This window comes from Nitrospirota bacterium, from assembly GCA_016178585.1.
In the GTDB taxonomy this organism is placed as follows: Bacteria; Nitrospirota; Nitrospiria; order JACQBW01; family JACQBW01; genus JACOTA01.
Genome location: JACOTA010000026.1, coordinates 1 through 12834, shown reverse-complemented (window position 1 = coordinate 12834; position 12834 = coordinate 1). Strand labels below are relative to the sequence as shown.

The following is a 12834-nucleotide window of genomic DNA, read 5'->3' as shown; positions in this document are numbered from 1 at the left end:
CATAATCCGTTATAGTAACATTCGCCGCAAACACCTGTCAATCCAGATAAACCGATTTAAGCCTTTAACAAGCGGAGGACAAAGAGGGAAAAAGCGGCGCCGGCTGAATCAATTCCGACATCCAATAATGAAGGGCCCCTCGAAAGGACAAAGGACTGGTGAAATTCGTCTGTCGCCGCGTAACAGGCTGAAAGGAAAAAAGCCAGGAAGGCAGAACGGGTTGACCATTTCTTTTCCCCCGACTGGAGGGTGCGGAACCAAAGAAAAGAAAGGACCGCGTATTCTGTGAAATGCCCTGATTTTCTAAGGAAAACATGAATGGAATGAAGCGACTTAAGAGATAACCCGGGGAAAATGGTCTGAAGCAGGGGGAACAAAAATTTGCTGGTTTTGGAAAAGGAAAAAAAATCAGTCGACATTAAAAAAATCACACCCATCCAGATGATGACAAAAAGCCATCCTGGATAAACCTCTTTAAAGTTAACAGAGTTAGAAAGCTGTCATTGCGAACAAAGTGAAGCAATCTCAAGACTTTACGATAAGATTGCCACGCACCCTTCGGTGCTCGCAATGACATGATTAATAAGTGGGTGCGAAGTCTATCGCTGGTCTTGGGCGGAACCATTTTCTTTACAAAAAAGATGAATTTTGCTATTCTCAAGTCGTCTCCTGGTTCTAAATTTTCTCTCTGTCTTTCCAAAAAAATGATGAAAAGAGTCCCTTTTTTTTTAATTTTGGCGCTCCTAACCTTTTCTCTCCCCGGCTTCAGTGAAGAGTCCCTTCCCCTTTTTGAAGAAATCCTGGATACGAGCCATAATATTATTCCGAAAGGAAGCACCCCTGTTTCTTCCCATCAAGTCTGTTCAGTCTGCCATACGACAGAGGAGGTTAACGGTTTTTTGGGTTCGCCCAAAATTCCCGCTGAATTAGCGCCCATTTTAAGTCCGCAGACCCCCCCCGCGGAAGGCGGGTCAAAGGCCCTTTGGGCCTCCACAGAATTGAAGGGGGGATATCTCCATGGTCATTCTCGCTTAATTAAAGAGGACCCTTCATCAGATTGTTTGGTCTGCCATGATGGCGTCATCGGGAATGATATTCATGAAAAAAAACAAGACTCTGGAAAGCTTCTGGATCACCCCGTCAATATAACCTATCCCCGGGAAAGTAACGGCCGCTTTGTCCCCGCGCTGCCCCTGCCGAACGAGCTCCGATACTGGTCTATTCCGGATCAAACTGAAAAAGGGATTACCTTGCCCACAGGACCCACTTCCGATTTTTTTTCATCTCAGTCCAATCCTTTATTATGGGTCCGCACGTCATTGGGGAGGGTCAATTGTGGAAGTTGTCACAATCCCCATTCTTCCAGGATTCCGGCATATTTAAGAGAATCCTCTAAAACACTCTGCCTCGTTTGTCATAACCGGTAAAATGACCCGGTTTCCGCTCCTCTGGGTGGCAACCGCTTTTATCGCCGGAATTTCTTCCGGGGATCTCTTTTTCTTTTATCCGCTCCTGACCGCATCCCTTCTCTCTCTTTTGTTCTTTCTTGAAAGTTTTTTTTCTTTCCTGCGGATCACCTTTCCTCAATATATTGTCCTGTTTCTTTTTTTCTGGGGCGGATTTTTAGCCCTTCAATGGACCGAAGGGCATACCCCAAAAAACGACATTTCCAGATGGATCGGGCAAAATGTCATCTACACGGGAGTTATTGATGAAACGGTGGCCCATTATAAAGACCACACCTCTCTTATTTTAAAAACCATGGAAGTAGAAACCGACGGACAAACCATTCCGGCCGCGGGAAAAATCAAACTCAATATCAATCGAGCGGTCTCCTTTTCCCTTTCTTACGGAGACCGGATAAAAGTTCCCCTGATCCTTCGGGAACCTCATGGGTTTCAAAACCCGAACAGCTTCGATTACGGAAAGTATCTAACACGCCACGGGTTCCGGGCAATCGCCAGTCTGACCCATCCGGAAGACCTTTCGATTGTCGGGAAAAATAGCGGGTTATCGATTTTAAAAAAAGTTTACGAATGGCGGGAAGAGATCAGGGGAAAAGCAATGGCAACGCTGACCGGCGAACCGCTGGCCATCTTTTTGGCAATTGTCATCGGAGAATCAGGGTACTTAACTAACGAAATCAGAGATTATTTTATGGCATCCGGAACGACCCATATTTTGTCGATTTCAGGTTCCCATCTCGCCCTCGTAGCTTTTTTAGTCTTTCAGATCGCCAAATTTTTGTTGCTCCGATTGCCTGAACCCCTACTTTTAAACTTAAGCAGATTTATTCTTCCTTCAAAGCTTGCGCTGGCCTTTTCCATACCTCCGGTCCTCCTTTATGGATTATTGGCGGGAAACCAGGTGGCAACAAACCGGTCGATGATCATGATTGTGGTTTTTCTCATCGGACAATTTTTAAACCGTGAACAAAGCCTCTTTAACCCCCTTGCGCTTTCAGCGCTGGTGATACTTTTATGGGATCCTCTTCAAATTTACGACATTTCTTTTCAACTCTCTTTCGGATCTGTCCTGTCGATTTCCCTGGTATTGGACCGGCTCAACCAAAAATCCGCCCTCTTTTTCGAGAAAGCTTCCGTTCCTCTTAAAACTTCAAGGTTCAACAAACTGCGGCGGTTAAAAATCACCCAAAACACTAAAAATTATCTCTGGATTTCCCTGGGAACCAGCGTTGGAACAGCGCCGCTGGTCGCTTATCATTTTAATCAATTTAACTGGGTCGGACTCCTGGCAAACAGCGTCATTATTCCACTGGTCGGTTTTGCGGTCGTTCCGATCGCCCTGATCAGTTCCTTTTTATCATTGGCCTTTAACGCCTCTTTCCTTTATTTCGAACCTCTAAACCGGCTCCTTTTTACCTGGTTTTACAAAATTGTAAAATGGTTTTCGGCTTTTCCCTATGCAGAAATTCATCTGGCGTCGCCACCCTTATTCCAGATTATTTTATTTTTCACTTTAATTCTTATCCTTTTATATGGAAGGCTGCCTCCAAAAAAGAAGGCCCTCGGATGGACCCTTGCCTTTTTGGTTCCTTTCTGGTGGCATTTTGGCCCCCGGATCCATCCCCATGCCGGAAAAATAGAAGTAACGATCCTGGACGTGGGACAGGGGGATTCCTCTTATATCGAGTTTCCTGACGGAAAAAATATGCTCATTGACGGCGGGGGACGTTACCATGAGTTTGACGTCGGACGCCTCGTGGTTGCACCCTTTCTCTGGAACCGCGGAATCCGTCGTCTCGACTATCTGGTTGCAACCCACCCTCAAAACGATCATATCGGCGGACTGATTTATATTTTAAAAAAATTTGAGGTGGGAGAGGTCTGGACCAATGGAAAGACCGAAAAGACCCAGGTTTCGGTTCACTTTGAAAAGATGATTCAAGACCGGCATCTGAACGAAAAAGTTGTGGATTCGGACGATCACTTAAAAATGGGAGAGATTGGGATAATGGTATTCAATCCCCATCTGAAAGACCCGGTCCGTTCTTCTGCCCGCGCCAAAGAAAATAACGATGGGATTGTCATTAAAATCGACTACCATCGACACGCTCTTTTATTTACCGCGGATATCGAAAAAGAGGCAGAGGAAAGAATTCTTTTTGAGCACCCCGGACTGACAGCGACCTTTCTTAAAGTTCCCCATCACGGAGGAAAAAGTTCTGCCGATCCGGCGTTCATTCGATCCCTGTCCCCGGAAATCTCCGTTTTCTCGGCCGGGCGTCATAATGCATACCATCATCCCAATCCCGACACGATAGCGCTCTATCAGACACTTCACACCCGTATTTACCGAACCGATCAGGACGGGGCATTGATTTTCAAAACCGACGGCAACCGATATGAAGCAATGACCGCTGTCTCACTCATTCCTAAAAGAGTCCCGCTTGGAAAAGAAATGTTGAATGACGAGCTGCAAAATCTCTTTAACCTCAAACAAAGATTTTAAACCTGTTTTTGCTCAATTTGCCTGAAGCTATTTTTTTTGTTCCATCCTTTTTTTTAATAAGGCCATTGACAATTGTCAGATTATTGTTACCTTATAAAAAAGCCCTTATCAAATTAACGATCCCTTGTTTTGGAGCCCTTTATGCCGCCCAAAGAATCATCCCTGCTGCAAAAACGGAAATTAGGAGAAATCCTGGTTATCAGCGGAATCTTGACTGAAGAGCAACTTTTAAAAGCCCTTGACCGCCAGAAGAAAACCGGAAAAAGGTTAGGAGAGGTTCTTGTTGAATTAAATTATACCTCTGAAGTAGAAATCGCCCGGACCCTGGGATCTCAGCTTGGGTACCAGCATGTCGAAACGATTACGACGATTGACCATGACATTTTGCTGCTCATTCCGGAATCCCTGGTGAAAAAATATTCTGTCATCCCTCTTCGGTTGGAAAGATCAGGATTGGTCATTGCCATGGCAGACCCGCTCGATTTTGATACCATACAGGACTTAAGTTTTTACTGCGGTTTTATCATACAACCGGCAATCGCCACGCCCACGGTGTTAAAGGAAACGATCAAAAAGTTTTACAAAACTACCCATGAGCAAGAGGATCACCAACTCATTAAAAAAATTATTCTGGACAGCCAGAAGGACTTTAATGACTCTGTCGTTCAAATTATTCCCGAAATTAAGGAAAATGGCCCGGATGGCCTTTCTGACCGGAGACATGCTCTCGCGCCGATCATTGAAATGGCAAACCTGATTCTCGCCAAAGCGATAAAGTTAAATGCCAGCGATATCCATATTGAGCCCTTCAGCAATGAATCCATCGTAAGATGCCGTGTTGACGGCCTCTTGCATGAAATCATGCAGATTCCCAAATGGATCCATGGCGCTTTAGTGTCCAGAATTAAAATTCTGGCAAACCTTGACATTGCGATAAAAAGGATTCCGCAGGACGGCGAGGTTCGCCTGAAGGCAAATGGCAAAGAGATCAATTTAAGAATTTCTTCTCTTCCGAGTTATTTTGGCGAAAAGGTGGTCATCCGGATTCTAAGCCAATCGACCGAATCGCTCAAGTTTGAAACCCTTGGAATATCGCCTCCGGAACAAGAAAAGGTTAAAGAGATGCTTTCCCGAAAAAAGGGAATCATTCTCGTCACCGGGCCAACCGGAAGCGGAAAAACAACAACATTATATGCCATGTTAAATCACATCAATCACCCTTCGATCAATATCGTTACCGTAGAAAATCCCATCGAATATCATTTGCATGGCATTACCCAGATCCAGATAAATCCTGAGGGAGGACTGACCTTCGCCACCGCTCTCCGGGCCATCTTAAGACAGGATCCCGATGTGATTTTTGTGGGCGAAATTCGTGACACGGAAACGGCGCAAATCGCCTTTCGGTCCGCCATGACCGGACATCTTGTCATTTCAACCCTTCATACGAACGACGCGCCCTCGGCCGTCATCCGTTTGTTAGACCTCGGGATTCCCAGCTATATGATTTCCTCTCTCCTGATCGGGGTCATGGCTCAGAGATTGGTTCGTAAAATTTGTCCAGACTGCAAGGTCCCTTACGCTCCGCCGGAAGAAGAGACCAGGCCGTTTAACCTGACCCGGAAAGAGGCCCAAAAAATCGGGTTTTTTAAAGGTAAAGGGTGCAAATCGTGCAATCAAACTGGTTTTAAAGGCAGGAGCGCCGTGCTCGAAATCCTCCCTATCCAATCCAAATTAAGGGAGATGATTTCTCTGAGTCCCACCGAACAGCAATTTAAAAATGCCTGCAAGGATGCGGGAGTTATTTCGATGAGCGAAAACGGCCTTCAAAAAGTAAAAGAAGGTTTAACCCCATTTTCTGAATTGATTCGTTGTCTCGAAACCGATGAGCATTTAGACACCTTATGCGGAAGTTGCGCGCATCTTTTTAGAAATGATTTCAATCTCTGTCCCATGTGCGGAGAAAAACCCAAAAATAAATGCAATCGGTGCAATCAGGTGATCCAATCCAGGTGGAATTACTGCCCCTTCTGCGAAAATAAACTGTCAAAACCGGTTTGATAACCGGTGAGTTCTACATATCCTGCCCCTGAAAGAGTGGAAGACTTTTCGGAAACCGACACACTCCCTTCCCAATAACGCATTTTCCCTCCAAAAACATTTAACTCCTGATTTTCAATGGCGGGCGTCAATAATAACGTTAAATGTTCGCGGGGAAGGGTCAGCTCCCATCCCATCGGGTAGGAGCCGCCTCCCGGAGAACGCCATCGTCCCTTTGCCCTGATCGAAAAGTCTTTAGAATGAAGGGTTTCCGTTTTCCCGTTTTCATCGATCAGAGTTCCAAAAGAAAACGGGGCAGAACCGTCTTTATTCCGAATTTGGTAAAACATCAGCTCCGTTCGGTTATCCAGTTGAATGGAAAACCAATCCCATCCCGTCTGGCTCGGAAGCAAAGGACTGGAGCCAAACTCGTGGTCCATCCAGCTGATTCCTTCCACTTCCAGCTCTTTTCCATTTAAAACCAATGTCCCGGAGGTTTTCAGCCGGGTAAAGGAATAGTAGTGAGACCTGTTTATTTCCTTCTCATCCTTGGGGCTAACACCCATTTGGCCATGAATCACCAAAGGTTTTTCCGGTATGAGTTTTAGCTCGATTTTCTTTTTGTTTTCGCCGGCCCCTTCCTCAGCTCCGAGGTAAAAAACACCCTGTTTTTCGTTTCCGTACCAGTGATCGATCCAGGCGTGAAAATGACTTTTTTCCGCGCCTGCCTTACCCAATGCCTCCCGGCTTATTTTTTCTTGAAACCAAAACGTCTTTTCCATTTCATCGGAAATGGCAAAATGGGCGGAATAAATATTCTCAACCCGCCATTTCGACGGATTTCCGCGAATGGAATCGTTTTGAACGCCGGTCCTGAAAAAGGTTAATTCAAAACCGGTCTGAGAGCCTTTTTTGTCGGTTAAATGGCCGGTAAAATACCACCATTCGACCTGATAATCATCATGAGAACCATGATCGGCAGGAAAATGGTAGGAATAGCCGGGAAGGGCCGGTTTAAACTCTTTGGCTGACCCTGTTCCGGGTGCCAGCAGGGAAATTAAAACAAATAACGCCGCTGTTTTATTCATAATGAACGGCCTCGGAAATATTGCCCCCGGCGGCGTTTCTCGCGGGAAAATATCCGGCCAAAATGGCCGTCAAAGTGACAATCGCAAAAGTTCTTAAAAAGATCATCCCGGAAAAATCAAATTGAATGCTCCAAAAAAAAGATTGTTTATTAATAACGAAAATTAAAATGAGCGACAGGGCAAGCCCTCCAACAGCCCCTAACAGGTTTCCCAATAAAGTTATCCATCCGGTTTCGCAGAGCGTCAGAATGCCGATTTGATTCCGGGTCGCCCCCATCGATCTTAAAATGCCGATCTCTCTTTTCTGCTCCAGGAGATTGGCGAGCAAAGTATTGATAATTCCCAGAAGCGAAATAAAAATCGTAATCCACTCTAAAACACGGGTAATGGCGAAGGTCTGATCGAAAATGGCCATAACTTTGGACTTAATTTCCTGGTTTGAAATGACGAGCAGGTCCTTCTTCTGAAGCGCTTCCTCGACTTCTCTCCGGATCGCTTCACCCCTTCTTTGATCGATGCTTTCCTTTGAAAGGTAGACGGCCAGGACGTTAACCAATGGATCGTTCCAATATTTCAAATAAAGAGAACGGTCGATCACGACTTTTCCGCCTTGGGTCGTATAATCATAAAAAATGCCCCCGATTTGAAAGGAAGCCGGACCGGTTGGGGTATTTAACGTCACCGAATCTCCTTTCCGAAGGTGGTGTTCCAAAGAAAATCGCTCTGAAATTAAAATTTCATTTCGATCGATGGCCTCCTTTAAAATTTCGGAAGAATCGCCTTCGGTAAAAAGGTATCGGCTGTATTGCTGATGGATTGAGAGCTTCCGCGAATTTAAAAGATAGGGGTCGTTGCCGTAAAGAAGATGATCCTCCCGGTACAAATCGACACCGGCAATCCCCTCGATTTTTTTAATTTTTTCTTCCAGGTCCGGCGTCACCAGGGAAAGGGTCCCGGGATTTAACCACCCGGAGGGCTCGATCACAAAATCGGCTTTAATCGTTTGATCAATCCAAAGGTCAACGGTTTTTCGAAAGCTATGGATCATTAAGGTAACGCTGATTAAAAGAGAAACGCTCATCATGAGAGCCGCGATACTAATTGAATTCCGGGCCGGCTGTTTAAAAAAACCGCTCCCCGCCATTTTAAAAAAAACAAACCGGTTTCTAAAAATTGGCGCCGTCAAAAACCGGCTTAAAATAAACATACAGGCTGGCGTCATGAGAGACAATCCCATCAGGAGAAAAATTGCCGCCAGATAGCCGAAAAGAGGAAGGGGGTGGATCGGAGGGAAAAAAACCAGCACTGAGGAGACCATGAAACAGAACAGGCCAGTCAGGGCCAATCCTCCTGAGAGGTGCGGATTTTTGACTTCACCCCGGCGGATCAGGTTTTCTCTCGGAAGGAATCGCGAAGCTTCCCAGGCCGGGATTAAGGCCGCAATAAGGGAAACCCCGATGCCGGTTAATAAACTTTCAAGTCCAGCGGCTAAAGGAAAAGAGACCGTCTGCGTAAATACTTTCAAATAAAGGGAGGTGACGGTCAGAGAAACCGCCTTTAAAATCCATTTGGAGATTAAAAAACCAAGACCGATCCCGATCAGAGACCCTATTGCGCCCAAAATCAACGCCTCGAGAAGAACGAGGCGCAAAACCTCTCTCCCGGATAGACCCACCGACCTTAAAATTCCGATCTCCACTTTCCGGCGGACAACCAAAAGAGATAGCGTGTTGTAAATGAGAAACATGCCGACCAGAATGGAAATTTCACTCAATGCTTTTAAATTCAAGTTAAAAGAGCCGAGCATACTGTCGACCATGCTGTTCTTTTGTTCCGGGCTTTGAACCATGAGACCGGGAAGGGTGTGTTCAATCTCTTTGATTAAAGGCTCCAGGGGCTCATTTTCTTCGACCAAAAGACCGATCCGGTCTAATTTTCCTAATTTGTTAAAAAGAACCTGGGAAGAAGCGATATCCATCATTGCGAAAAAACCGCCGTAGAGGGGAGGAAGGTCATGGGGTTCCTGGATGATACCCGCGACATGGGTGTGAATTGTTTTGTGACCGGATGTAAAAGAGAAAACAGATCCGGAACGTAGATGAAAATGTTCCGCGAGAAAACTCGAGATAAGAATCGAATTCGGCTCTAATAAACCGGTCATCCCCGGTAAGAATTCAGGGTGTTCGTCCTGAACGATCGTAAAGTCAGGAAATTGCGACTGCTGAAGGAGGTCGACACCCAAAACCACCACCTCTTCCTCACCTTTTGTTATGGGATCCTGAACTGAAACGGATTGAAAAATCATGGGAAGCGCTTCTTTGACACCGGGGAACTCTCGAACCTTGACGATCTTTTCCTCTGAAAATCCCGAATCCGGCCCGGTGATTTCCAGCCGGCTTTTTCCGGCCACCTGGTCGATTGTCCATTTAAAAGAGTCCCGGATGTTTTGGTTCGCGATTTGAATCGCTGTAAAAATAGCAACGCCAAAGGCGATGCCCAAAAGCGTTACGAGCGTATTCCCCTTTAAGATTTTAAAATGAGAAAAACTCCATATTTTCAATAATTTCAGCATAATTAATCCTGTTTAAGACAAAATCTTCCCGTCTTTTAACCGGATGATTCGGTCTCCGTAAGATGCCGCTTCCTGACTATGGCTGGCCATCACGACGGTCATTTGATTTTCTTTTGAAACCGCCCTGATTAAATCGAGGATCTGCGTCCCCATTTGAGAGTCGAGGTTCCCCGTCGGCTCATCAGCCAAAAGAAGGTCGGGTGAATGAACCAATGCCCGGGCAATCGCGACCCGTTGTTGTTCTCCCCCTGAAAGATCTCCTGGAAGTCTTGCTTCTTTTCCGAGGAGGCCCAACCGGTCTGCCAGCTGAAAAACCTTCCGGTCTATTTCTTTTCGGGAAAGCTTGTTGAGAACAAGGGGAAGGGAAATGTTTTCATACACCGACAAGGTCGGCAGCAGATTAAAAAATTGAAAGACGATTCCGATTTTTGTCCGGCGGTAGAGGGTCCACTCCCGGTCAGTCAGGTGGGCGGTAGAACGCCCCTGAAAAAAAATTTCCCCGGAAGTCGGCTGGTCCAAACCCCCGATAAGATTTAAGAGGGTGCTCTTTCCACAGCCGCTCGGCCCCATGAGGAGACAAAACTCACCGGGGAAAATATGAAAAGAAATTTCGTTCAGAGCATGAACTGTCAGGGAACCCTGAGGATAAGTTCGAGAAACATTCTTCAGATCAATCATTTTTCAGATATTCGTGGGAATGGAGGATATAGCTCCTCCCAACACTTTTTCGACCGCCTCGGAGAGTTGTTCGTCATGATCGTGATTCAGGGTGAAAATCCGGCACTGATAAATACGGGCGGGAATATAATCAAAAAACTCCCATAAGGCTTCTTTCGACACTTTTTTATTGGAGGGGTTGTAAATATAAATCTGCTGTTCCCCCATCATCAGGGGATTGATCGGCCGGGGGTCCTGCCCGGGCATATCGACTCGAAAAGTCACATTTTTCAGAGAGGGGGGCAATACCTTCCGGATTTTTCTTTCAAGTTCCTCCGCTTCAATCATCGTGCTCCCTTTTTCGTGAGTTTTTATCGAAAGGATGGTTTCAAAAGCCATCTTCCACTTGACCTGACGGTTGAGAATTCGATCCCATTCCACCCCGAGCCTCTGTTTTTCTTTATCTCTGGAGGACTTCCATTTTCGCACCTCCTCGATCAAATTCCAATCGGTGAGAGAAAGATAATCGCTCATTTGATGTAAAGGGTTTTTAGGGAGAATCTGCTGAATCGTCGGGCGAAAAATTTCTTTAAGATGAAGGTCAATGGCCCGCGTTGTCCGGTGATAATAAACGTTGGAATACATATAAAGACGACTGTTTAAAAACATGCTGAGGGCAGGAAATCCGGAACGATGAAGGGTAAGCCCCTTGTCGGTGAAAAAAGTGTAGTAAATCAGCCGGTCGAGGTCGACAGGGCCGATCGCGACACCGCACATATAAGCGTCTCTTAAAACATAATCAAGGTTATCAGCGGTGTAAATTCCCCCCAGTAACGGTTGAAGAAAGGTCAGCCATTGAGGAAAATTCTTTTTATCTTTTTGATAATCTTTTTTAATTAAAAAGGCAATCTGCTCAGGAACCAGTTTTTCTCCCGCCCGAAAAGGTCCCGAAGGGCTTCTTTTAATCTTCTTGATCATGGGGCCAAGCTCATCAGTAATGATTTTTTGACTGATATCTTCATGGGTCAGATTAAATTGTTCCAAAAAATTATGGTCAAAAAAATGGCAAAAAGGACCATGTCCTGAATCGTGAAGGAGTGCGGCAATTCTCAACACCGCTTCAATATACTCGGCTGAGGGGGGATTTTTAATGACGGCCTTTAATGACGGGTAAAGCCGCTTCGCAAAACGGCTGGCAATATGCATCGCGCCGATAGAATGAGGAAAACGGGTATGTTCAGCCGATGGATAGACCCATCTGGCGCTTTGAAGCTGGTAAACATATCTTAAACGCTGAACCCAGGGGGTATCAATCAGATCTTTTTCGGTCATTTCCTCAGGATGAGCCGAGGTCGGAGTGGTAAACGGAATATATTCATGGATGGGGTCCGCAAACATGGCGACCCCTTCGTAAGCTTGTTTCCAGGTCATTTTTTAACCTCTTGAATACATATAATTGATCTTGATTATGAATCTATTTTTTGGAATGGTCAACCTCGATTTATTTGCGAAGTTTGATCTTTTTGGGAGGAAACAGGTTCATACATAAAGGAATAAAAAGGGAAAATTTATGGAAAAAAATGAAATATGGAACAAACGTTTTAAAGATGAAACAAAACCAGAATCACCTTAAATACATAAGACATTGATTTTATTTATTAATTTAAATTAATAATTTTGGCATATATATTGCTTACTATAATAAACATTAGCACTAAACCTTCTCACCAGGAGAATCCCATGGTAAAAGTTAAACAAATTATGACGAAAAACCCCGTGAAAGTAGATGCGCAAAAAACCGTACGTGAAGCGGTCAATATTATGACCGAAAAGAAACTTGGAAGTTTATTAGTTTGCAAGGGAAATGAAATCGTCGGTATTTTGGAAGAATCTGACATTATCCGGAATGTTCTGGAAAAAGATTTAAATCCCTATATCGTTAAGGTGGAAGCGGTCATGTCGGTTCCCTTTGTGATCGATGAGGAAAAAACCGATAACGAAGCCAGCGATATGATGTTTCAGCGCAAGGTTCGCCACCTCGCGGTTTCGGTTGATTCTAAAATCGGCGGAATCGTTTCGATGCAGGATTTGATCAGACCTGTCTATACCGGCCGCTCGTTTTGGACCTAATCTTGAACGTCGATAAGGGATCATCTGCGGCGTTGTCACTTCGCCCTCGTGTCCTCACGTACTAACTTTGTACGCTCCGGTACGAGGCCTCGTTCCGCCTGGCACCTAATCCCTTCTCGTCATTCAAGAGGTTCAGCCGCTCCAAAGAACTCTTCTGGCTTTCCAGGTCCATTTCCGGTCGATCTGTTTTTTGTACCGGGGTGAAATTTTAAAGACCTCAATGGCCTTTCTTAGCCCAACTTCCGCAGTTGATGTCTAATTATAAAAATCTTTAGGGTATTTGATCCCCTGTTTCTCGAAAGAACCTTTTATTATCAAGGGACGTGAAATCGGATCGACTCAAAAACTCCTTGTAGTGGGAACCTACCCCCTTGC

Annotated in this window: 9 protein-coding genes; 4 read left to right on the top strand and 5 right to left on the bottom strand. The window is 45.2% G+C overall.

The window, feature by feature from the left end:
* Window positions 1-56 precede the first annotated feature (56 nt).
* Complete coding sequence (locus tag HYR79_04625; GenBank protein MBI1820975.1) at window positions 57-419, bottom strand: VanZ family protein; 363 nt, start codon at window positions 417-419, stop codon at window positions 57-59.
* A gap of 156 nt (window positions 420-575) precedes the next feature.
* On the opposite strand from HYR79_04625, the gene HYR79_04620 reads away from it, so the two are divergent.
* The 3 genes from HYR79_04620 to tadA all read left to right on the top strand — a co-directional run bounded on the left by HYR79_04620 (window position 576) and on the right by tadA (window position 6033).
* Entirely contained in the window at window positions 576-1427 is an 852-nt protein-coding gene (locus HYR79_04620; protein ID MBI1820974.1) for a hypothetical protein, read from the top strand.
* Between the two features lies 1 nt (window position 1428).
* Window positions 1429-3972, top strand: a complete 2544-nt coding sequence (locus tag HYR79_04615) for a DNA internalization-related competence protein ComEC/Rec2 (protein ID MBI1820973.1) — start codon at window positions 1429-1431, stop codon at window positions 3970-3972.
* Window positions 3973-4113: 141 nt separating this feature from the next.
* Window positions 4114-6033: a Flp pilus assembly complex ATPase component TadA gene (gene tadA / locus HYR79_04610; GenBank protein MBI1820972.1), complete on the top strand. Its 1920-nt coding sequence runs from the start codon at window positions 4114-4116 to the stop codon at window positions 6031-6033.
* Here tadA and HYR79_04605 read toward each other — a convergent pair.
* The 4 genes from HYR79_04605 to HYR79_04590 are packed head-to-tail and all read right to left on the bottom strand — an operon-like array spanning window position 5991 to window position 11760.
* Complete coding sequence (locus tag HYR79_04605) at window positions 5991-7100, bottom strand: carotenoid 1,2-hydratase (GenBank protein ID MBI1820971.1); 1110 nt, start codon at window positions 7098-7100, stop codon at window positions 5991-5993. The two genes, tadA and HYR79_04605, sit on opposite strands and share 43 nt — an antisense overlap.
* Window positions 7093-9672 carry an ABC transporter permease gene (locus tag HYR79_04600; GenBank protein ID MBI1820970.1) on the bottom strand — a complete coding sequence of 860 codons (2580 nt, stop codon included), beginning with the start codon at window positions 9670-9672 and terminating at the stop codon, window positions 7093-7095. The genes HYR79_04605 and HYR79_04600 overlap by 8 nt, the downstream gene beginning before the upstream one ends.
* A 12-nt stretch (window positions 9673-9684) precedes the next feature.
* Window positions 9685-10350 (bottom strand): ABC transporter ATP-binding protein, encoded by a 666-nt coding sequence (locus HYR79_04595; protein MBI1820969.1) that lies wholly within the window; start codon window positions 10348-10350, stop codon window positions 9685-9687.
* Window positions 10351-10353: 3 nt separating this feature from the next.
* Window positions 10354-11760, bottom strand: coding sequence for an HD domain-containing protein (locus tag HYR79_04590; protein ID MBI1820968.1), 1407 nt, complete (start codon window positions 11758-11760; stop codon window positions 10354-10356).
* A gap of 309 nt (window positions 11761-12069) precedes the next feature.
* Here HYR79_04590 and HYR79_04585 point away from each other — a divergent pair, with 309 nt between their 5' ends.
* Window positions 12070-12459 (top strand): CBS domain-containing protein, encoded by a 390-nt coding sequence (locus tag HYR79_04585; GenBank protein ID MBI1820967.1) that lies wholly within the window; start codon window positions 12070-12072, stop codon window positions 12457-12459.
* The last annotated feature ends 375 nt before the right edge of the window (window positions 12460-12834 follow it).

Excerpts from the sequence above, each read along its gene's own strand:
- HYR79_04620 (MBI1820974.1), top strand. The coding sequence starts at position 576 with ATGATTAATAAGTGGGTGCGAAGTCTATCGCTGGTCTTGGGCGGAACC.
- HYR79_04605 (MBI1820971.1), bottom strand. The coding sequence starts at position 7,100 with ATGAATAAAACAGCGGCGTTATTTGTTTTAATTTCCCTGCTGGCACCC.
- HYR79_04600 (MBI1820970.1), bottom strand. The coding sequence starts at position 9,672 with ATGCTGAAATTATTGAAAATATGGAGTTTTTCTCATTTTAAAATCTTA.
- tadA (MBI1820972.1), top strand. The coding sequence starts at position 4,114 with ATGCCGCCCAAAGAATCATCCCTGCTGCAAAAACGGAAATTAGGAGAA.
- HYR79_04595 (MBI1820969.1), bottom strand. The coding sequence starts at position 10,350 with ATGATTGATCTGAAGAATGTTTCTCGAACTTATCCTCAGGGTTCCCTG.
- HYR79_04615 (MBI1820973.1), top strand. The coding sequence starts at position 1,429 with ATGACCCGGTTTCCGCTCCTCTGGGTGGCAACCGCTTTTATCGCCGGA.
- HYR79_04590 (MBI1820968.1), bottom strand. The coding sequence starts at position 11,760 with ATGACCTGGAAACAAGCTTACGAAGGGGTCGCCATGTTTGCGGACCCC.
- HYR79_04585 (MBI1820967.1), top strand. The coding sequence starts at position 12,070 with ATGGTAAAAGTTAAACAAATTATGACGAAAAACCCCGTGAAAGTAGAT.
- HYR79_04625 (MBI1820975.1), bottom strand. The coding sequence starts at position 419 with ATGTCGACTGATTTTTTTTCCTTTTCCAAAACCAGCAAATTTTTGTTC.